Raw genomic sequence first — 19,115 nt, 5'->3', positions numbered from 1 at the left:
CCGCTCAAACACTGGTATACATATGATGTAATTGTACACCACAAGTATAAAGCACCCGTGTTGGATCTTTACGAAACACAAGACGGTGTATCTTCGAGTGATCGATCCAGGCGTGGCAACGTGGATTAGCCCGGAGACTCCGTCACATTCCCACTATGACGATCTGTCGCGGGGCGGTTTCTCATCGCCCAAAGAGCAATCAGGCGTACGCACACACGGAGACGACGGTCCACATCCGGATTAAAACAGCCAGAGGTGACGTCGAACGGGTGCAACTGCTCGCAGCCGACAAGTACGACTTTCCCGAAAGCGCGACTCGCGTGCCAATGGAGCGGATCGGCCGAGATGACACCCACGACTACTGGCAGGTCGCGATCGAACCGCCCCATCGGCGGCTCTGTTATGCCTTCTACCTCGCAGACGGCGAGGAGTCGTTGTGGCTCACCGAGTGGGGCTTCGAACCGGGGTCGGTAACCGACCTTCCCACGAAGGGGACTGAGCGGGCACTACACTACTTTGAGTATCCCTTCATCAATCCGATCGATATCGCAGGCCCTCCTGCGTGGGCCGCCGACGCGGTGTTCTATCAGATTTTTCCCGAACGGTTCGAAAACGGTGACCCCTCGCGCAATCCAGACGATGTCGCCGACTGGGAAGACGCACCGACCCGATCGAACTTCTTCGGCGGCGACATCCAGGGCATCATCGACCGCCTCGACTACGTGGACGATCTCGGCGCAACCGCGCTGTACTTGACGCCGGTGTTCGAGTCCCCATCGAATCACAAGTACAACACCACTGACTACATGAGCGTCGACCCTGCCTTCGGTGATGAAGAAACGCTTTCACAGCTCGTGGACGCAGCTCACGATCGGGACATCCGCGTGGTACTCGACGCGGTATTCAATCACTGTGGACGTGGGTTCGAGCCGTTCCAAGACGTCCTCGAACACGGCGCGGACTCCGAGTATGCAGACTGGTTTCACATCCGTGAGTTCCCGATCCGCGAGAAGCCTCGACCGACGTACGACGCGTTCGCCTTCGAGCCGTATATGCCGAAATTAAACACCGAACACCCCGAAGTCCGCGAGTACCTTCTCGACGTGGCGACCTACTGGATTGAGACCGTCGACATCGACGGCTGGCGGCTCGACGTCGCCAACGAGGTCGATCACGATTTCTGGCGGGAGTTCCGCCGGGAAGTGAAACGCATCAAACCCGACGCGTACATCCTCGGCGAGGTGTGGCACAACGCCCAGCCGTGGCTGGAGGGCGATCAGTTCGACGCCGCGATGAACTATCCGTTCAGCTACGCTGTCTACGGCTTCCTCGTTGACGAGGAAATCGACGCCGCCGGGTTCGCAAACCGAATGGATCGGTTCCTCGCGCGGTATCCCGATCGGGTCAACGACGTCATGTTCAACCTCCTCGGCAGCCACGACACGCCCCGACTCTTATACCGCCTCGATGGCGATCGCGATCGCCTCCGACTCGCGCTGACACTGCTTTTGACCTTCCGCGGCGCGCCGTGTCTGTACTACGGCGACGAAATCGCAATGACCGGCGGGGACGATCCCGACTGCCGCCGACCGATGATCTGGGACCGCACCGAGCAGGATCTCGACCTTCGTGCGTTTGTTCGCGAACTCATTGCGACCCGAACAGCGGATGATGCACTCCGCAACGGTCGGGTTCGCTTCGATCGCGATCGATCTGCCGGCGATCTGCTCATCTATCGGCGGCTTGGGGATCCGGACACCGTGGTAGGACTCAACCGCGGCGCTGATTCTGTTTCGATTCCCGTTGGCCGCACAGACAGTGCTACCACCGGATCCGCTGTCGATGTCCTCATTTCTACAGACGGTGTCAAAACAGGCGCGACGGGATGTGAGATCACACTTCCGCCCGTTTCCGCCGCAGTCTGGCACGAATCAGACTCGTAGCTGTCGTCCACCGTTTCATCCCACTTCTAAATTCACGATGAATTATCGCATCACAAATCTCTCCAGAAGGAAAAGAGTTATACCCTGACACACCCCCACACAGAGTATATGGCAACTGTACGGCTCGAAAACCTCCGAAAGGAGTTCGACGCGGGCGATATCGTCGCGGTGGACGACGTGTCGATCACCGTCGAGGACGGCGAGTTTCTCACCGTTGTCGGCCCGTCGGGGTGTGGCAAATCGACAACGCTGCGGATGGTCGCCGGCCTCGAGCGCGCAACAAACGGGCGGGTGTACATCGGTGAAAAAGATGTGACCGACCAGTCCGCACGCAAGCGCGACGTGGCAATGGTGTTTCAAAACTACGCGCTGTACCCGCACAAAACCGTGTTCCAGAACATGGCGTTTGGGCTACGGATGTCAACTGACCTCTCAGAGTCCGAACGCCGCGAGAAGGTCGAGTGGGCCGCTGATATGATGGGGATCGGCGAGTTACTCGAGCAAAAGCCCGACGAGCTCTCAGGCGGACAAAAACAGCGCGTTGCGCTCGGGCGGGCGATCGTCCGCGAGCCCGACGTATTCCTCTTCGACGAGCCGTTGTCGAACCTTGACGCGAAGCTCCGCGTCGAGATGCGTACCGAGATCCAGCGGCTCCAGGAGGAGTTGAACATCACGGCGATCTACGTCACCCACGATCAAGAGGAGGCGATGACGATGGGCGATCGGATGGCCATCCTGAAAGACGGCGTCCTCCAGCAAATCGGCGCCCCAAAAGAGGTGTACAGACACCCCGTCAACGAGTTCGTCGGTGGCTTTGTCGGCTCGCCAAGCATGAACTTCATCGACGTGCTCGCCCGACCGGCTGGCGACGCGGTTGCACTGGAAAGCGAGGATGGCTCGTTCCGCTACCAGACTGACTCGGCCACGATCGACACTGAGACGCAACTGACCGCTGGGATCCGCCCCGAAGATGTCCACGTGGTCGACACCGATGGAATCGACGCCACCGTCGACGTCGTCGAACCCGTCGGCAGCGACAACTACATTCATCTCGATCTCGCGACGGATTTCATCGTCCGCGTCGACTCTCACGTGGAGCCTGCGATCGGCGATCGCATCACCGTCGACTTCGACGATCGCGATCTGCACCTGTTTGACCCTGACGGTGAGGTCGTCAATGCTGACGAACAGCGTCTCTCCGCACTGGCGTAACGTCCGTTTGTTTTACTCGCCCGTTGCTATACCTGTCGTCGTTGCTGACTCGCGTAGCAACACTGCGGTTGCCGTCCGCAGCGCGTGCGGCCAGCCAAGCGGTGTGGCGCTGTCTGGGGTTCCATCGTCGAAAAACTGTTCAGGGAGATATCCCGTCGGCGCACAGAGTGGTCCGTCAGGACGGATGAGTGCCAGCAGTTGGCGTGCGAGCGCGTCCATCTCCTCGGCTCGGGGATCTGACCCAAGCAGCACTGCGAGCTGGGCGGCTGCGTTTGCCCCCCACGCGGTCGACACCGTCCAGATCTTCTCGCCGGCCTGTTCGCCGGTCCGCCAGTCGTCGCCCTCGTAGCGAACGAGGCCTTCGATAGGGGTGCCGTCCGGATCGCGGTACAGCCGATCGACGATCGCCTCCATGTGCGCAACTAACCGATCGAGCCGCTGGTCGTCGACAGTACCGATCGCTGCATACGACTTGTGTGCCCCTGCGAGTGCGAGCGTCGCCGAATCTGCCCGCGGGTCGAGCCACGTGCCAGCCGATCGTACAGGGCTCTGGCACTCACGCATCGCGTACTGTCCTCGCTCGGGGACCCACAGCCGGTCGATTGCCTCGTAGACGCGATCGGCCTGCATGGCGGCGTGGTCAGCGATTGACAGGTCTGTTGCTGCGAGGGTGCTGTAGGCCTCGAGGAAAGTCGCGGCGGTGTGGCCAAACCGGCCAGTCGTGTCTTCCCACGCATTCTGACAGACCATCGGCAACCCATCGGTCTCGAGGGTGTCGTCGAGACTATCGACGGCGTCTCTGAGCGTGCTGTCTACCTGCTCGCGCAGCGTTCGGTCGTTGATTTTGCCACGGTAGGACGTCAAAAACGAGATGACGCTCGCGGTCTGGTCTGCCTGATAGTCGTCGTCGCTGCCGGCTTCGAGTCGGGCGTTTGCCCACCCGGGCGCGAGTGAGCCGTCTCGTGGCCACACCCGATGCGGCCAGCTTCCGTCCTCGCGTTGGGTCCGACAGTACGCCCGCGCGCTCCGTTCGTGCCAGCTGTCAAGTCCAAGTTCGAGCCGATCGTCGGCGTCCAACAGAAAGCGTGAAATCTCCGCGTCGTCGCGAAACCACGTATAGCCGTACCCGCCCGAGTGAACATAGTACGGATCGAAATCTGGGCCGGCGATTCGCAGCCCCGACGGGGCGGACAACAGTGACAGCACGTGGAGGTCGTCTCGAACGAGGTCACTCTGGGCACTCGCTTCGGTCGGACCACCGGCGATTTGGGTGGCCTCCCGTTGATCCGGATCGAAGAGCCAGGCCTGACCGGATTCGACCTGCTCGGTGAGCTGGGTTACCGCAGCTTCGCGATCGGTCTCTGTCTGGTCTGTCAACAGCGTCCCAATGACCGTCGAGCCCGACTCGAGCGGAACGTGACAGACCAAATCACCGCTGAGTTTGTCCTCCTCGTAGCGTCCATCCGCAGGGGGCAGCGGGTACTCCATCGGAGCTTCAGCGAGGATTTCTTCGAACACTCCGGGAACCTGTCCACGGACAGATTCAACGGCGGTTGCGCTTGCGAAAAAGTCGTGTTCGGTCCCGTGGTACACCTCGATCGCTGCCTCGTGCGTGAGCGTTCCGATTCTGGTGTCTCGGCCGTCGGGCGACAGCGACACTGCAGCGACGAGTTTGATTGAGTCGACGATCGGGCCCGCGAGCGTCGGATCAACGTTGAGTTCGAACCCGGTCAGGTGGCAGCCACCGGCCGTGAAATCGCGCTGCACAACGGTCCCCACGCACGTGTTGTGGGTGGTTTCGACGATCGAGGAGTCCGCCACATATCGTTGCGTGTCTTTTTGCGCAGTGAACCACCTCGTCTGCCCAGCGACGTGGATCCCGAACCGCGATCGCGTTATCCCAGTCAATCCCGACAGCGGATAGCCAAAGTCGCGGATCGATCCGTCAGGCGAGACGTGTACTAACCGTCCCTCGTCGCCGGAAAACCGCCCTCGTGTCGTCCGACGTTCACCCGGGAGTCGCCGCTCGTCTGTCCGAAATCGCTTGTAATCGTCCAGCGCGTCGCGTAACTGCATTACCGAATCCAGCGTACTCCGCACGTATAAATTATTGGTGTAATTGTTATTCATAACTTCAAAAAACGTGGGCAATCACCATGGTATATAAATAGCTTCCGTGGGCTCTGTGGTATATGGACGATTCGACGCTGCGGGATCTCCTCGGCCGGTTCGGTTTTTCGGCGAAGGAGATCGACACCTACCTGACGCTGCTCGAACACGGCGAAGCGAAGGCGAGTACGATCGCAGAGGCTGCGGGCGTCTCGAAACGCTACGTGTACAGCGTGAGCGAGACGCTCGAAGCCCGCGGGTTCGTCGACGTGGACGATCACGTGGTGCCAACCGTCATCAGAGCCAGAGACCCCGAGGAGGTCGTCGCCGAACTGACAGACGATGTTCAATCCATGCAGCCGGCCCTTGAGGCGCGCTTTTCGCGGACCGAACCGGCTATCGAGCAGTTCGAGGTAATCAAATCAAAAGTCACCGTCGAGAAACGCCTCCAAACACTCATTGACGAAGCCGAAGCCGAACTCACGATTTCGGTGCCCAAAGCGATGCTTGAGGTAATTCGGCCGGCCCTCGAACGTGCGGTCGATCGTGGTGTCCTCGTGTTGCTCATCGTCTCAGGAACAACTGAGCCGCCCGAACACGCAGATTCGATCGCCAGCGTCACGCGAATCTGGCGTGAGCTTATGCCGACGCTCGTCACCGTCGATCGTCGCCTCGGGCTCGTTGCGCCCGCCGAAATGCTCGTCCGATCGAACACCGGCCGACAGGCAATCGTCTTCGCACAGGAACAGCTCGGCCCGGTGATCGTCGGCTCGTTCTTCGGGAACTATTGGCCGGTCGCTGAGGAGGTCTCAGTTGCAGAACCCAATGAGCTCCCCGCCACGTACACCGACTTCCGGCGGGCTGTCTTCCAGTCGACGCTGTGGCTGTGGTCCGAATCAGAACTCCGCGCAGAGGTAACTGGCCGCGACACTCAGACGAACGAACCCGTCACCGTGGAAGGCCGCGTTGTCGAAGTCGTCCAAGGGCTCGTATCGCCAACGAACAACATGTTTCCGGTGGAAAACAGCCTCACGGTCGAAACCGACGACGGCGACGCCGTTGCGATCGGTGGCCAGGGCGCGTTCGTCGAAGACATCGAAGCCGAGTCGATCACGCTGCGGCTGGCGTAACACAACGCCCGTTCGGGCGTTTCACAGCTGTTCGATAAACGTATCAAACGCCCCACTTTCTGCGTGCACGTGACAGTAGGTCCCGAGCGTCTGGTACTCCGATAGCCCGTCGCGCTGATCCGCGATCCCGCTGCCTCTCACGACGTCGAAGGCGAACCCGGCATCACCACCGACGTCGGCGCTGGAGTAGTGGAACTCGTGGCCTCGGAGTGTCGCTCCCGCACCCGCGGTGAGGGTATCGCTTCTCGCTTCGAGTTCGACGTGGTCTAACGCCTGGTATCGATCGCACATTGTCACCGCTGCCGGCAACACGCCGGCCATCTGGAAGGTTCCTTCGTCGGTCGTTAACGACTCAGTGAGTGCCATTAGTCCCCCACACTCACCGAGGATTGGGAGTCCGTCGGCTGCACGATCGGCAATGTCGTCGAGTGCGGGACTGTCCGCCAGTGTTTCTGCGTGCAACTCGGGATACCCACCAGGCAGATACACGCCATCACACACCGGCAGTTCCTCGCCAGCGAGGGGTGAAAACAGCACGACTTCTGCCCGCTCTCGTAATCGCTCGATTGTTGCTGGATACACAAAACAGAACGCAGCATCGCGGGCGACGGCGACCCGTGCATCGACCGCTGTCGATGGTGCTTGCGATGGCGGACGCGACGGTGTGTCCGCAGCTTCGATCAGCCGATCGGTGCTGATATGCTGAGCTGCATCGGTAAGTGCGTCCACCTCTAGCGGCGACTCATCGCCCATGTACAACCCGAGGTGGCGATCGGGAATTTCCAGCGCCGATCGCGGCGGAATCCGTCCGAAGTATGTCATTTCCTCGGGCAGTGCGTTCTTGATTCCACGCTCGTGGCGTCCGCCGTGGGCCCGCTGGGCGATGATCCCGGCCACGTCGATGTCGCGTCCGGCGTGAGACGCGTATTCGCGGAAGCCGTGAGCGGTTGCCGCGACACTCTCCATGCCGGCTTTCGCGTCGACAACCAACACGACCGGCAGCCCAAGTGCCTCAGCAACCATGGCGGTACTGGAGCCGTCGCCGTCGTACAGTCCCATCACGCCTTCGACGACGCAGATGTCTCCCTCGCCCCGATAGTAGTTGCGACGCAGGCCCTCCTCACCTTCGAGCCACAGATCGAGCGTCCGCGACGGTCGTCCGGCGATCTGTTCGTGATGGCTCGGGTCGATGAAATCTGGCCCGGCTTTCGCTGGCTGGACGTTATACCCGTCCTCTTGGAGTGCCTGAATGATCGCCAGTGTTGCGACAGTCTTGCCAACGCCGGAACTCGTGCCGGCGAGGACGAAGCCGTTCATCGATCGGCCTCCGTGTTCTCGTTCATCGATCGGCCTCCGCTTCGATCGGCGCTCGGACGGCAAGAACCGAGAGATCTGAGTACGGCGTTGACTCGGATCCACTGCCGCCGGCAGACACACTGAGCTCGCCGAGTGTGGTCTGGGTGATCTGCTCGTCGTCGTGCGTCAGCCGCTCGAGGACGAGCGCATCAAGGCTCTCGTCGGCACCCGCATCGAGAAGAAACGCCGCGATGTCCCCCGGCATCCAGTCGAACGGACGCGGAAGCACGAGCAGATGGCGCTCCCCGACTGCCTCCGCAAGCCGATCCAGATCGGCCTCGATCGATCCACTCTTATGTAGCGTGACGAATTGGGTGTCCTCCATCGGTGTCCGGGCGCGGCTGGCAGCAATTTGTAGCGCAGAGATACCCGGAATCACCGTAACCGGGGTGTCGACGACTCGTTGGACCTTCCCGAGGAACTGATATCCCGAGTAGTTTGGATCGCCCATGAGGACTGCCGTCCCGATCGCGCTGTCGTGCACTCGAGTGGCGAACTCACCAAGTGCGTCTGCTTCATCAGCATAGCCACAGGTGAGCAGGTCGGCGTCAGTTTCGTCGGCAATGTAGTCAACAACTGTCTGAAAGCCTACGATGACGTCTGCTTCTTGGACCGCTCGCCGTCCGCGCGGTGTCAGGTACTCCAGGTTGCCCGGGCCAATGCCCACCGCAGCGACCGATCGGTCGGCATCGGTGGTCGACTCCGGTTCGGCAGCCGCATACGTCGCTGGGTCTGGCCCCGAATCGAGGTTGTAGGGATCATTCTTACTCATTTTGTTTTGGACGCTGTTCGCTTTCGGACTCGCTGCTCGAAACCTGCATATTGTACCCTCTACGCCGTGATGAATATCAGTATACATCTACCGTTACTCCATCGAATATCTGGAAGTCTTCTATATTCTGTGTGACAATTGGTGCACCTGTTTCTTTCCCAACCGCGGCGATCAACAGATCACCCGCAAGCGCGTTGATTTTGTCTTGATTGATGCGCTCATCCTGGTGGAGTTTCGCTTCTAACTCGCCAGCAACGAACGCGTGTTCCTCCTGAAACGGAATGACTGTTATCCACTCAAAAACGGTTTGAATCTCGACTGGATCAAGTTTCTCTTGAATCGCTCGCCCAACGGCGATTTCTTTGATATTCAGTGTTGTCGTCACAAACTCGTCTTCTTCGTGCGCTCTGAGATACTCTCTCACCGCTTCTCGTCCGGCCCAGTAGTGAATAAGAAACGTTGTATCAAGGAGCTTCATTGTCTGAATTTTTCTCTGCTAGCTCGCTCAGTGCCGCTCGTTGTCGCGTGGACAGTCCTTCTGCCAGTTGATTGCGGGAGTTCGCAACAATTTCTTCAAGTTCGCCGGCATCCTGCTCGGAGAGTGTTCCAAATCCCTCTCGCCAACTGACCGTTGTTTCATCCAAGAGGCGATCCATCAGGTCAGTGAAACTCTCGTCCTCTCGTTTCCGGGCCTTCAACCGCTCATACACATCATTACGGAGCCCGATCGTCTTTGTCCCCATAGTTTGTGTGTACATACACACACACAAAATCGTTTCCGATACATTTTATCAATATTTTGCAACGAGTGGTCGAACACAAACGGTTAGAGAAATCTGGATACAGATATTTGATATCGCGTAATTCAGTTTATTGCTTCTCGTGTGAACGGATCGAATCGAATGATTTCGAGGCGATCGCCCCCGCAACTCCCGAAATGTCGATTGATGGCGTTTCGGCGGGGTACTTGCGTTTGAAATACTTGTGGATGTTTCGGACGTCGCGTTCGAGGAGTTCGTCGCTGTTTTCGTGATCGGTCGGCACCGACTGGGGCCAATCGAAGATCGTAATCCCGCTTTCGGCGATCGCGACGTTGTACTCGCTGATGTCCGCGTGGACGTAGCCCTCGCGGTAGGCGGTTGCCAGCTCTCGGAGGATTAGATCGAGTATGGCGACGACCTGCTCGGATTCGAGTTTTGCGCGCGCGAGTTCGACGCCGTCGAACTTCTCCATCACGATCGCGTGGCGATTCTGGTCGATCGGACGCGGCACCGACACGTCCGGGTACACCGCTTGCAATGCCTCGTGCTCGCGTTCGGCCGCTTTTCGGGCGGTGTACAGCCACGAAACGTGGTGGTGATCCGAGGTATAATCACGCTCTTTTTGCACTTCCCGGAAGTTCGTGTATCCTTCGCGGTGATACTTAATCGCCAACGGCTTGTAGGAGATCGCCTCGTAGACATCGCTTTCTTTGCCAACGCCAAGGGGTGCGCCGATGCCGTCGACGGTTTCGCGCTCGGCGAACGTGTGCAACGCGAGGACATCGTACCCCTCGAAGGTGAGCTGATATCCCTCGTACTGTATTGTTCGGCGCTCGATTAACTCGTGGCGCATACAGCGATCGAGCCGATAGTCGATCTCCTCGGCGGTGAGCTGAGAGTAGCTCGGGAGCTTCTCGCGGTTGACCCACTCGGAGAACCGCATCCCCTGTTCGACCCCCGAAAGCAGGTAGAAGTCCTCGGGTTCAAGTTCGCGGACGATCGCCGCGATGTTCTGTACCATGTCTCCACCTCCGATAGCGGGCAGTAAAAGCCCGACGAGTCACCCAATAAACCACATACCGATATATCAATTCGGTTTCCGTGCTCTGTCAGCTTGGACGGTTCATGCGAAACGCCGAGCGAACTGCTCGCGCATGCGTTGGTCGGGTCTCTGTGACGGCGGAGCGAAGATTCACGAGAGATGACCTCCTACACCGTGTATGGACCTAGACCACGTCATCGCAGTAGTTCCACACTACATCGCGATGTTGCTGATCATTGCGGGCGCGCTCTCGGTAATAAATGCGCTGGTCGGTGATCTCGGCTTCTGGATTGAACTCGGCGTTGTCATCATTATCGCCTCGCTGTACCGGCCAATTGTATTACGACTCGGTATCGCGCCTGAGCCCTGGCGCTAAGCCGACCGGACGGGGCCTACTCAGCGACGTCGTGTTCCAGCGTGCCGACGCCTTCGACCTCAATCTCGACGTTATCGCCGTCTGCGAGTGGGCCGACGCCTTCTGGGGTTCCCGTTGCGATAACGTCGCCGGGCTCCAGCGTGAGATACTGTGTGATCTCCTCGATCAGCTCCGGGATCTTGAAAATCATGTGGTCGATCGTGGATTCTTGTCGTGTCTCTCCATTGATACGCGCGCTGACCGTCGCGTCGTCGGGCAGCTCTTCAGGCGACGCTAGCACCGGGCCGAGCGGCGCGGCGTTGTCGAATGCCTTGCCCCGGACCCAGTTTTTCTCTTTGCGTTGGTCGTCCCGGTTTGACACGTCGTTCATACAGGTGTAGCCGGCGATCACGTCTTCGGCGTCTTCGGCGTCGACGTTTCTGCACTGCTCGCCGATAACCACGCACAGCTCGGCTTCGTGTTCGACCTTCTGTTTGCCCGCCGGCAGTGTGATCGTGTCGCCGTGGGCCGACAGCGTGTTCGGCGGCTTGAGGAACAAGAGCGGACGATCCGGCACGTCGTTGCCGAGTTCCTCCGCGTGCTTCGCGTAGTTGCGGCCGATACAGACGATCTTTGTCGGCTCACACGGCGGCAACACCTCGACCTCGTCGATCGCGTACGTCCGCCCGGCCGCGGCAATCGTCCCATCATCGAACGTACCCATGCGCGTCGTGCCCGCCTCATCTCGGAAGCGTATCTGTTTCATGTCCCCCGTTGCGCGGTTCGGCACATATCGGTTGGGAATCAGGCGAACTCGTCCCAAATACTGAACCCGAGTCTGTCGGACGGAGCACTCGATATCGTACTCGAAGGCGACACCGAACCCGCCGCCGGGTGCCCAGGCTTACCGCTAGCTCTGACGGACAAACTCGTCGAGTTTTGCTTCGATGATTGTTGCAACCCGCTCGCTATACTGCCAGAGTGCGGTGTTGAGCCGTTCTTCGGTCTCGTCGTCAAGGTCGTCGGCCCCACGAAGGACGGAGTCTTTGGTTATCTGTGGGTGGTACACACAGACTACGCCGAGTGGCCTATCTGAACGCGAGGTTCCTGCCGTGTGGATCCCGTACTGATCGGTTCCCCAGACTCCATCGCCACCCTCTCGCTCGAGTTCAGAGTCGAGCGCGTCGAGCAGTTGCATCTCTTCAGTCGAAAGGAGGGGATCGTCACCGTCGAACAGTTCAGCGTACGCCTCCACTCGGGCCCGCTTCGTCCACTGGTCCAACCGGGAACGCGCCCGGAGCACGAGTTGTCGCTCATCTGGAATTTCGGCCATGGTCCTATGTGAACGGCTGGAGCAATCAACGTTCGTACGGTCGAGAAAACGAGCGGTTTCGTGGTCACCGATCTGTGGTCGGTACCTGTATTCCGAGCCAGTTTCCGATCGTCCCCGTTTCGTCGGCGATCGGCACCAGCGTCACCTGGTTTTCGAAGGGCGTCCCGTCGCGTCGGTAGTTTCGAAGCGTCACTGTCACACCTTCCCAGATCGACACCGCTTCTCGGAGAGCGGCGATCGCCGCAGAATCTGTGTCTGGGCCCTGTAACACTCGGGGGTTCTGCCCACGCAGTTCGGCCATCGAGTATCCCGTGATCTCACGAAACCGCTGATTGACGTAGAGGATTGGCGTATCCTGGTATGCTGGGCGGGTGATCGTCATGCCGACACCCGGATTGAGAGTCCAAAGCTCCCACACGAGCGTGCGCTCTCGGTCCTCTAGGGCTCCGCCCATTCCCTCTAGAGCTGACGCTGGCGGAAGCGGCGCTGCGTCGATCGGCCCGTCCAGCCGATCAGGGTGGTATCTGTTCGGGAGCCGCTCGGGCACGCGCGTACGGAACTCATCAGGATCCGTCGAAATCACGTCGGCGATCGTCCCTGCAAGCGACATATCGATATCGGTCATAGGGACTGTCCATACAAGCGGCTGTCGTGATCGCCGGCTGTCGAACGCAGACGAAACGGGTATGCCGTTCGCTTCACAACCACCAGTAATGGAATGCGACAAGTGCGACCGCGAGGCGGTCATGAACGCGGCGTATTCGGGCGCACACCTCTGTGAGGTCCACTTTTGTCGATCGGTCGAAAAGCGGACCCGTCGCCGGATCCGATCGGACGCGCTGATTCCGAAGGATGCGACGCCAGATGAGCCTGAATGCTGGGTAATAGGGCTCTCTGGCGGCAAAGACAGCGTCGTGCTCACTCACATCCTTGATGAGACGTTCGGGAAGGACCCTCGCATCGAGATGCTCGCGTTGACGATCCACGAGGGGATCGAGGGATATCGAGACAAGTCCGTTGAGGCGTGCGTCGAACTCGCCGACGATCTCGACATGCGCCACGAACTCGTGTCTTACGACGAAGAGTTTGGCGTCCGCATGGACGACGTAGCCGAATCGGACCCACTAAATATGGCCCCGTGTGCGTACTGCGGGGTGTTCCGCCGTGACCTGCTCGAACGCTACGCCGAGGAGTTCGGCGCAGACAAACTCCTGACGGGCCACAACCTCGATGACGAAGCTCAGACTGCGCTGATGAACTTCCTTGAGGGCGATGTTAAACAGGTCGCAAAACACTTTGATGCGAGTCTTGGGAGCTTTGAGGATCGCCACACACAGAACGAGTTCGTTCCGCGAGCGAAGCCGCTCCGAGACATCCCTGAAAAAGAGGTCGCGCTGTACGCCCATCTCAAGGATCTGCCGGCACACATCACTGAATGTCCCCACGCCAGTGAGGCCTATCGTGGTGAGATCCAACAGTTGCTATGGGACCTCGAAGAAAATCACCCTGGAACGAGACATTCGATCGTCGCCGGCTACGAAGAACTCGCAAAGCTCGCTGCTGACGAGTATCGCGGTGCCGGTGAGGCCGACCTCAACGACTGTGAGAATTGTGGGGCGAAGACGAGTGGCACGCGGTGTCGAAAGTGCAAGCTCGTCGATGCGATTACCGCCGTATAAAAATCGGGCCGCTCGGCCGGGCTGACTACCGGATTACGTCGAGGCCGTTGTTCTTTTCGAGTTGGTCACGACCGCCGTCGGATTGCCAGGAATTGTCACTTGCAGTCGCCGATCGTGCCTCGTCAGCGTTGCGCTCGGACATGCCGTCGATGCTCGCACGGGATTTGTCGGCCTGCTTTTGGGTCGTGGGGCCGAGGACCTGTGCGCTCTGCACGCCGGTCATGATCGCCATGACGCGCACCTTGCCTTTGTACTCGTCTTGGATTCGGGCACCCCAGATCACGTTCGCGCTCGCTTCGAGCCGTTCGGTGATGTTGTGGGCGATGCCCTCTGCCTCTTTGAGCGTGAGGTCGGGGCCGCCAGTGATGTGGACGAGTCCGCCAGACGCACCACGATAGTCGACGTCCAACAGCGGGTGGTTCATCGCGTCGTTGACCACTTCTTGGGTCTTGTTTTTATCCTGGGTTTCTCCGACGAGCATCACGGCGACGCCGCCCTGGTTCATGATCGTGGACATATCTGCGTAGTCCAGATTGATGAGCGACGGTTGGGTGATCGTCTCGGAGATCCCTTTGACTGTCTCGGCGATGATTTGGTCCATCACCGAGAAGGCCTTGCCGATCGGCAGGTTCGGGACGTAATCGAGCAGGCGGTTGTTGTCGAGCACGATGATCGAATCTGCCGCGTTGCGAAGCTGTTCGAGCCCCTCTTCGGCTTTGACGGTCCGAGCTCGCTCGACGTTGAACGGCGTCGAAACCATTCCAACGACGATTGCGCCCTGTTCTTTGGCGATCTTCGAGACGACTGGTGCTGCACCTGTGCCGGTGCCACCACCCATTCCGGCAGTGACAAAGACAAGGTCTGCCTTGCCGAGCACCTCTTTGATCGTTCCCTGTGCCATCTCGGTGGCGCGCTCGCCCATACTTGGATCGCCACCGGCACCGAGCCCATTCGTCAGCGACTTGCCGACGAGAATCTTCGTGTCAGCCTCGATCATCTCGAGGTGTTGTTTGTCAGTGTTGATGGCCACTGTGTCTGCGCCGTCGACACCGATGTTGTACAGCCTGTTGATCGTGTTATTTCCGGCACCGCCAGCACCGACGATGACGATCCGTGGATCACCGAACTCATCACCCTCGCTGTCGATGTCCATCTCGCGCTTTTCGGCTTCGGCGTTCTCAAGGGCTTCTTGAACAATATCCTGCATAGTTACACCTTCGCCCAGCTGCGCTCTGTCGGCCGTTGGCGCGTCTCGGTCTCGCTCTGTTCGCTTAGCATCTCTCGGACAGCCGACCGGATCGCTTCGCTCCGGTTCGGGAACTGGCCGGTTTCGACCATCTGTTCAACCTCCTCGATCTGCTGTTTCGGAATCCGTAGTGTCACACGCTCCATAGTTGTGTATTCCCCCGGTAAGACAGGCGACATCGCCGGTGATCGTCTCACAATCTGAGCCGGATCGCACAATCGAATCCACGATCGGCCCCGGTGTAAGACGACTGTCTTACGCATTGGTAACCTAACCCGCAGAGGATAAAAAACTACCGGCGATGTAAGACAAAATCTCGCTGTTTGTCTTACGCACTCTCAGCCATTGTGTAACACATCTGCTGCTGGTGTCCGTCGGCCGCAGCTTGGACAGAACGCCCAATCCGATCGGATCTCGTCGCCACACTCACAGAACAGCCGGTGTACGGCCTTCTGCCCGCAGTTTGGACAGAATACGTGCTCAGGTGCGATCGTCTCGCCGCACTGTCCACACTCGGTCGATTTGTCCGCCCGCGCTGGTGGTGTCTTACGCGGTTCGGCCGCGCTGTCGGCGAGATTCGTATTCAGTTCGTCAGTGTCTGCTGTGTCGGTCTCGCTCGTGTGTTCGGTCGATCGGCCAGTCCGCACGCCTGCCTCATCGATAGTCACGTTTACTGTTACCGGCGGCGTCTCAGCAGATTTTCGGCCATTGTGGTCAGCGAGTAGTGCAGACAGACGGCGATCGATCCGTTCGTCGATGCGATCGGTCAGCATCGCGTCGAACGATCCAAACGGCCGATCGTTTACGTTCGACGGCGGATCGTCTGACTGTCTGGTAGACGCGTCACGTTTTGCGTCGTCGAGGTATGAGCGCAGCGCTCGGCGCATGGCCTCGCTTTTCGAGACCTCGAGCGCGTCGAGCCGATCGATGAGGTCGTCGTCGGCTCGGAACGTGACCTTACTCATAACCGTGTGATATGGCCCATTCTACATTAATCTATCTCCTATTTGACGTACTGTGAGACGCGATGTCTGACGCGTGGCGTACGCTGTGGGCGATCGCCGGTGTCCGCTGTGGGCGATCGCCGGTGTCCGCTGTGGACAATCGCCGGTGTCCGTATTCCTTTGTGAGTGGGCACACAAGCGTCGAGTATGAATACCCGATCACTCGGTGCTGTCGGTGAGGTTACGGAGATTGGTCTCGGAACGTGGAACATTGGCTCCGATTGGGGTGATGTCTCCGACGAAACCGGGCGTGCCGCGATCAACGCTGCGCTTGACGCGGGTATTACGTTTCTCGACACCGCGGACGTGTACGGCGACGGTCGCAGTGAACAACATATCGCCGACGTGCTTGAGACACGCGACGCGTATGACGATGTCACCGTGGCGACGAAGATCGGCAGACGACTCACGCCACATGAGGCCGATCGGTACACCGAAGCAAACCTCAGCGAATTTCTCGATCGCAGCCGCGAGAACCTTGGGGTCGACACCATCGACTTAGTCCAGTTGCACTGTCCGCCGACAGACGTGTATTACGAGCCCGAAACGTTTGGGGCGCTCGATCGATTCTGTGAGGAAGGACGTCTCGACCATTACGGCGTGAGCGTCGAACGTGTCGAAGAAGGGCTCAAAGCGATCGAATACGACGGCGTCGAGACCGTTCAGATCATCTTTAATCCCTTCCGACAGCGACCTGCTGAGCTGTTTTTCGAACAGGCAAAAGCCAACGACGTCGGCGTGATCGTTCGGGTTCCACTCGCCTCTGGACTCCTCACCGGTGCACTTTCGAAAGACACAGAATTCCCCGAAAACGATCACCGCAGCTTCAACCGTGACGGCGAGGCCTTCGACGTGGGCGAGACATTTGCGGGCGTTCCGTTCGAAACGGGCGTTGAAGCCGCCGACGAACTCGCGGCGATCGCCCCTGACGACTGGTCGCTGGCGACGTTTACGCTGCGGTGGATCCTTGATCACGATGCAGTGAGCACGGTGATTCCGGGATCGACAAACCCCGACCATATCCGATCGAACGTCGCGGCCGCCGACAAACGATCGCTGTCAGACGCCGAACGCGCGGCCGTTTCTGACGTGTATGACACGCATATTCGCGAGCACGTGCATCACCGGTGGTGAGTCCACTCCCGACGTGATTTCCTGTTGGTGCCGGCGAAGACGAAGATGCAAGAATTGATACGTCACGCCGGCGTTTCCTCGTATATGGACTACGAAGCAGGGCTCGATCGAGCGATGGATGAGCTCCCGGACTTCAGCGGCTCTGACGAGCGGCTGTCGGTTCCGGACCCGGAAACACAGAAAGACGGCGCGTTTACGCGGCTGACGAACCTCTCGGCGATCGCGGACGCGCTCTCGCGGGATCCAGAGCACCTCCACAGTACGATCCAGCGTGAGCTCGGGACCGCCGGACAGTTTGAAAACGGCCGGGGGCGGTACAACGGGACGTTCACGCCGTCGGATTTCTCCGCGGCGATCGACGCCTACATCGAGGAGTACGTCACCTGCTCGGAATGTGGCTTGCCGGATACCCGCCTCGTCATGGAGAACCGTACCCAGATGCTCCGCTGTGAGGCGTGTGGGGCATTCCGTCCGGTTGCAAAGCGCCGGCGTAAACAGGCCCAACGCGACGTGCCGGACCTCGAAGAGGGCAAGACCTACGAGGTCAAGATCACCGGCACCGGCCGCAAGGGTGACGGCGTCGCCGAGAAGGGCAAGTACACGATCTTCGTCCCCGGCGCACAGAAAGGCGACGAGGTCGAGATCTACATCAAAAACATCAGCGGCAACCTCGCGTTCGCGCGGATCGCGTAAGACGGGTAAGACGGCACCGTTTCTTCTCGATCACCGTCTCAATCTCAGTTGTTGAACCTCGAACCGCCGGTTCCCTGAGACATATATTTGTTCGGTCCGATCGCCCGCTATGGCGACACAGCTCCCGCCCGAAGCGTTCGACGATCGCATCTCGCGCGTGCGTGACAAACTATCAGCGACCGACGCCGACGCGGCGGTCTGGTTCAACGCGACGAGCATCGAATACCTCACCGGCTTTCACCACATCCAGACCGAACGGCCGGTGGTACTCTGTCTGACACCAGAGGCGATCGAGATCACGGTTCCCCGCCTCGAAGTCGAACGGGTCGAGCCAAACCCGCGAATCGACGTGGTTCACCACTACTTCGACTATCCAGGCGGCAAGCCGATCGAGACAGCCTCCTCAATGCTCGCTGAACTCGGCGTCGAGTCCGTCGTCGCCGACAGCGACGGCGCGCCGGGCGTGATGGGCTACGAGGGGCCGGCGCTGTCGGAGTATGTTGCCGTCGAGACGCAGTCGTGGGTCACTCGGATGCGCTGGGAGAAATCTGACGCAGAGGTCGATCTCATCCGCGAGTCTGCGAAGTGGGCGAACCTCGGCCATCAGTATCTCACTGATTATACGGAAGTCGGCGAACATCCAGCGACGGTTAGCCAGCGTGCCTCGACGGACGCCTCCCGGGTGATGTTGGACACGCTTGGCGATCGCTACGCCGTTCGGGTCCGCGGCGACGGCCCAGTCCACGCGGGATACATCTCCGGGCGTGAGACCGCGCTCCCGCACGGGCACACCCCGAACGAGCGACTTTCTGCGGGTGACGTGCTCATCACCGGCGCGACCGCGAACGTTGACGGCTACTACTCAGAGCTCGAACGGACGATGTTCGTCGAGGAGTACACCGATGAGGACGAACACTACTTCGAGCTCATGCTGGAGGCCCAGACGATCGCGATCGATGCGCTCGGTCCCGGCGTCCCCGTCAGCCACGTCGATCAGCTCGTCTGGGAGTACTTCGAGGAACAGGGCGTTACTGACCTCGCCCAACACCACGTCGGACACAACATCGGGCTCGGCGGCCACGAACCGCCGTATATCGATCGCGGCTGGGGCGACACACAGGATGACGACGGAGACGTCGAGATGGCACCTGGTCACGTGTACACGATTGAGCCCGGATTGTACACAGACACCGCCGGCTACCGCCACTCTGATACGGTTGCGATTACCGAGTCAGGGACCGAGATGCTGACGTACTTCCCGCGGGATCTGGAGTCGAACGTTATCCGATGAGCTAACTCTCCGAGCTGGCGGAGGCGGTCGGGGACACTGCGGACCGATGTTTTCA

Annotated in this window: 20 protein-coding genes; 8 read left to right on the top strand and 12 right to left on the bottom strand. The window is 59.6% G+C overall.

Translation table 11 applies throughout. From position 1 onward, the window contains the following. The first annotated feature begins 155 nt into the window (after positions 1 to 155). Positions 156 to 1,943: a glycoside hydrolase family 13 protein gene (locus tag E5K03_RS04315; RefSeq protein ID WP_138005134.1), complete on the top strand. Its 1,788-nt coding sequence runs from the start codon at positions 156 to 158 to the stop codon at positions 1,941 to 1,943. 108 nt (positions 1,944 to 2,051) lie between these two features. After that, positions 2,052 to 3,155 (top strand): ABC transporter ATP-binding protein, encoded by a 1,104-nt coding sequence (locus E5K03_RS04310; RefSeq protein WP_137197334.1) that lies wholly within the window; start codon positions 2,052 to 2,054, stop codon positions 3,153 to 3,155. Between the two features lie 12 nt (positions 3,156 to 3,167). On the opposite strand, the gene E5K03_RS04305 is transcribed toward E5K03_RS04310, so the two are convergent. Next, positions 3,168 to 5,231, bottom strand: coding sequence for a glycoside hydrolase family 15 protein (locus tag E5K03_RS04305; RefSeq protein WP_138005133.1), 2,064 nt, complete (start codon positions 5,229 to 5,231; stop codon positions 3,168 to 3,170). A 116-nt stretch (positions 5,232 to 5,347) separates the two neighbouring features. On the opposite strand from E5K03_RS04305, the gene E5K03_RS04300 reads away from it, so the two are divergent. Then, positions 5,348 to 6,394 carry a TrmB family transcriptional regulator gene (locus E5K03_RS04300; protein WP_138005132.1) on the top strand — a complete coding sequence of 349 codons (1,047 nt, stop codon included), beginning with the start codon at positions 5,348 to 5,350 and terminating at the stop codon, positions 6,392 to 6,394. A 21-nt stretch (positions 6,395 to 6,415) separates the two neighbouring features. Here E5K03_RS04300 and E5K03_RS04295 read toward each other — a convergent pair whose 3' ends face one another. The 5 genes from E5K03_RS04295 to E5K03_RS04275 all read right to left on the bottom strand — a co-directional run bounded on the left by E5K03_RS04295 (position 6,416) and on the right by E5K03_RS04275 (position 10,304). After that, on the bottom strand, positions 6,416 to 7,711 hold the full coding sequence (locus tag E5K03_RS04295; protein WP_138005131.1) for a cobyrinic acid a,c-diamide synthase: 1,296 nt from the start codon (positions 7,709 to 7,711) through the stop codon (positions 6,416 to 6,418). Between the two features lie 22 nt (positions 7,712 to 7,733). Beyond that, positions 7,734 to 8,522: a cobalt-precorrin-7 (C(5))-methyltransferase gene (locus E5K03_RS04290; RefSeq protein WP_138005130.1), complete on the bottom strand. Its 789-nt coding sequence runs from the start codon at positions 8,520 to 8,522 to the stop codon at positions 7,734 to 7,736. A 76-nt stretch (positions 8,523 to 8,598) separates the two neighbouring features. Beyond that, positions 8,599 to 9,000 (bottom strand): PIN domain-containing protein, encoded by a 402-nt coding sequence (locus tag E5K03_RS04285; protein WP_138005129.1) that lies wholly within the window; start codon positions 8,998 to 9,000, stop codon positions 8,599 to 8,601. Next, complete coding sequence (locus tag E5K03_RS04280; protein WP_138005128.1) at positions 8,987 to 9,265, bottom strand: antitoxin VapB family protein; 279 nt, start codon at positions 9,263 to 9,265, stop codon at positions 8,987 to 8,989. Before E5K03_RS04280 ends, E5K03_RS04285 begins: the two co-directional genes overlap by 14 nt. 127 nt (positions 9,266 to 9,392) lie before the next feature. Beyond that, complete coding sequence (locus E5K03_RS04275; RefSeq protein WP_138005127.1) at positions 9,393 to 10,304, bottom strand: serine/threonine-protein kinase RIO2; 912 nt, start codon at positions 10,302 to 10,304, stop codon at positions 9,393 to 9,395. Between the two features lie 199 nt (positions 10,305 to 10,503). Between E5K03_RS04275 and E5K03_RS04270 the strand changes: the two genes are divergently transcribed. After that, entirely contained in the window at positions 10,504 to 10,701 is a 198-nt protein-coding gene (locus E5K03_RS04270) for a hypothetical protein (RefSeq protein WP_138005126.1), read from the top strand. A gap of 16 nt (positions 10,702 to 10,717) precedes the next feature. On the opposite strand, the gene E5K03_RS04265 is transcribed toward E5K03_RS04270, so the two are convergent. The 3 genes from E5K03_RS04265 to E5K03_RS04255 all read right to left on the bottom strand — a co-directional run bounded on the left by E5K03_RS04265 (position 10,718) and on the right by E5K03_RS04255 (position 12,638). Then, complete coding sequence (locus tag E5K03_RS04265; RefSeq protein ID WP_138005125.1) at positions 10,718 to 11,446, bottom strand: fumarylacetoacetate hydrolase family protein; 729 nt, start codon at positions 11,444 to 11,446, stop codon at positions 10,718 to 10,720. Between the two features lie 144 nt (positions 11,447 to 11,590). Continuing rightward, positions 11,591 to 12,013, bottom strand: a complete 423-nt coding sequence (locus E5K03_RS04260) for a DUF7539 family protein (RefSeq protein ID WP_138005124.1) — start codon at positions 12,011 to 12,013, stop codon at positions 11,591 to 11,593. A gap of 64 nt (positions 12,014 to 12,077) precedes the next feature. After that, on the bottom strand, positions 12,078 to 12,638 hold the full coding sequence (locus E5K03_RS04255; protein WP_205742951.1) for a PAS domain-containing protein: 561 nt from the start codon (positions 12,636 to 12,638) through the stop codon (positions 12,078 to 12,080). A gap of 88 nt (positions 12,639 to 12,726) precedes the next feature. On the opposite strand from E5K03_RS04255, the gene ncsA reads away from it, so the two are divergent. After that, positions 12,727 to 13,692, top strand: coding sequence for a tRNA 2-thiolation protein NcsA (ncsA, locus tag E5K03_RS04250; protein ID WP_138005123.1), 966 nt, complete (start codon positions 12,727 to 12,729; stop codon positions 13,690 to 13,692). A gap of 25 nt (positions 13,693 to 13,717) precedes the next feature. Here ncsA and ftsZ read toward each other — a convergent pair whose 3' ends face one another. The 3 genes from ftsZ to E5K03_RS04235 form a co-directional block, all read right to left on the bottom strand. Further along, the gene (ftsZ, locus tag E5K03_RS04245; protein WP_138005122.1) at positions 13,718 to 14,899 is read right to left on the bottom strand and encodes a cell division protein FtsZ; all 1,182 of its coding nucleotides are present in this window, start codon (positions 14,897 to 14,899) and stop codon (positions 13,718 to 13,720) included. 2 nt (positions 14,900 to 14,901) lie between these two features. Next, positions 14,902 to 15,084, bottom strand: coding sequence for a ribbon-helix-helix domain-containing protein (locus E5K03_RS04240; protein ID WP_138005121.1), 183 nt, complete (start codon positions 15,082 to 15,084; stop codon positions 14,902 to 14,904). Positions 15,085 to 15,276: 192 nt separating this feature from the next. Then, entirely contained in the window at positions 15,277 to 15,903 is a 627-nt protein-coding gene (locus E5K03_RS04235) for a double zinc ribbon domain-containing protein (RefSeq protein ID WP_138005120.1), read from the bottom strand. 186 nt (positions 15,904 to 16,089) lie between these two features. Here E5K03_RS04235 and E5K03_RS04230 point away from each other — a divergent pair, with 186 nt between their 5' ends. The 3 genes from E5K03_RS04230 (at position 16,090) to E5K03_RS04220 (ending at position 19,060) form a co-directional block, all read left to right on the top strand. After that, positions 16,090 to 17,076 carry an aldo/keto reductase gene (locus E5K03_RS04230; RefSeq protein ID WP_138005119.1) on the top strand — a complete coding sequence of 329 codons (987 nt, stop codon included), beginning with the start codon at positions 16,090 to 16,092 and terminating at the stop codon, positions 17,074 to 17,076. A gap of 84 nt (positions 17,077 to 17,160) precedes the next feature. Continuing rightward, positions 17,161 to 17,769 (top strand): translation initiation factor IF-2 subunit beta, encoded by a 609-nt coding sequence (locus tag E5K03_RS04225; protein WP_138005118.1) that lies wholly within the window; start codon positions 17,161 to 17,163, stop codon positions 17,767 to 17,769. A 109-nt stretch (positions 17,770 to 17,878) separates the two neighbouring features. Beyond that, complete coding sequence (locus tag E5K03_RS04220) at positions 17,879 to 19,060, top strand: M24 family metallopeptidase (protein ID WP_138005117.1); 1,182 nt, start codon at positions 17,879 to 17,881, stop codon at positions 19,058 to 19,060. Positions 19,061 to 19,115 lie beyond the last annotated feature (55 nt).

It is taken from the genome of Halalkalirubrum salinum (assembly GCF_005543295.1).
Classification (GTDB): Archaea; Halobacteriota; Halobacteria; order Halobacteriales; family Haloferacaceae; genus Halalkalirubrum; species Halalkalirubrum salinum.
The sequence above is the reverse complement of the archived record's forward strand: the minus strand, read 5'-3'. Positions and strand labels throughout refer to the sequence as shown.

Bases quoted from the DNA above. Each gene is read 5' to 3' on its own strand.
- E5K03_RS04315 (WP_138005134.1), top strand. From the start codon at position 156: ATGACGATCTGTCGCGGGGCGGTTTCTCATCGCCCAAAGAGCAATCAG.
- E5K03_RS04310 (WP_137197334.1), top strand. From the start codon at position 2,052: ATGGCAACTGTACGGCTCGAAAACCTCCGAAAGGAGTTCGACGCGGGC.
- E5K03_RS04305 (WP_138005133.1), bottom strand. From the start codon at position 5,231: ATGCAGTTACGCGACGCGCTGGACGATTACAAGCGATTTCGGACAGAC.
- E5K03_RS04300 (WP_138005132.1), top strand. From the start codon at position 5,348: ATGGACGATTCGACGCTGCGGGATCTCCTCGGCCGGTTCGGTTTTTCG.
- E5K03_RS04295 (WP_138005131.1), bottom strand. From the start codon at position 7,711: ATGAACGGCTTCGTCCTCGCCGGCACGAGTTCCGGCGTTGGCAAGACT.
- E5K03_RS04290 (WP_138005130.1), bottom strand. From the start codon at position 8,522: ATGAGTAAGAATGATCCCTACAACCTCGATTCGGGGCCAGACCCAGCG.
- E5K03_RS04285 (WP_138005129.1), bottom strand. From the start codon at position 9,000: ATGAAGCTCCTTGATACAACGTTTCTTATTCACTACTGGGCCGGACGA.
- E5K03_RS04280 (WP_138005128.1), bottom strand. From the start codon at position 9,265: ATGGGGACAAAGACGATCGGGCTCCGTAATGATGTGTATGAGCGGTTG.
- E5K03_RS04275 (WP_138005127.1), bottom strand. From the start codon at position 10,304: ATGGTACAGAACATCGCGGCGATCGTCCGCGAACTTGAACCCGAGGAC.
- E5K03_RS04270 (WP_138005126.1), top strand. From the start codon at position 10,504: ATGGACCTAGACCACGTCATCGCAGTAGTTCCACACTACATCGCGATG.
- E5K03_RS04265 (WP_138005125.1), bottom strand. From the start codon at position 11,446: ATGAAACAGATACGCTTCCGAGATGAGGCGGGCACGACGCGCATGGGT.
- E5K03_RS04260 (WP_138005124.1), bottom strand. From the start codon at position 12,013: ATGGCCGAAATTCCAGATGAGCGACAACTCGTGCTCCGGGCGCGTTCC.
- E5K03_RS04255 (WP_205742951.1), bottom strand. From the start codon at position 12,638: ATGACCGATATCGATATGTCGCTTGCAGGGACGATCGCCGACGTGATT.
- ncsA (WP_138005123.1), top strand. From the start codon at position 12,727: ATGGAATGCGACAAGTGCGACCGCGAGGCGGTCATGAACGCGGCGTAT.
- ftsZ (WP_138005122.1), bottom strand. From the start codon at position 14,899: ATGCAGGATATTGTTCAAGAAGCCCTTGAGAACGCCGAAGCCGAAAAG.
- E5K03_RS04240 (WP_138005121.1), bottom strand. From the start codon at position 15,084: ATGGAGCGTGTGACACTACGGATTCCGAAACAGCAGATCGAGGAGGTT.
- E5K03_RS04235 (WP_138005120.1), bottom strand. From the start codon at position 15,903: ATGAGTAAGGTCACGTTCCGAGCCGACGACGACCTCATCGATCGGCTC.
- E5K03_RS04230 (WP_138005119.1), top strand. From the start codon at position 16,090: ATGAATACCCGATCACTCGGTGCTGTCGGTGAGGTTACGGAGATTGGT.
- E5K03_RS04225 (WP_138005118.1), top strand. From the start codon at position 17,161: ATGGACTACGAAGCAGGGCTCGATCGAGCGATGGATGAGCTCCCGGAC.
- E5K03_RS04220 (WP_138005117.1), top strand. From the start codon at position 17,879: ATGGCGACACAGCTCCCGCCCGAAGCGTTCGACGATCGCATCTCGCGC.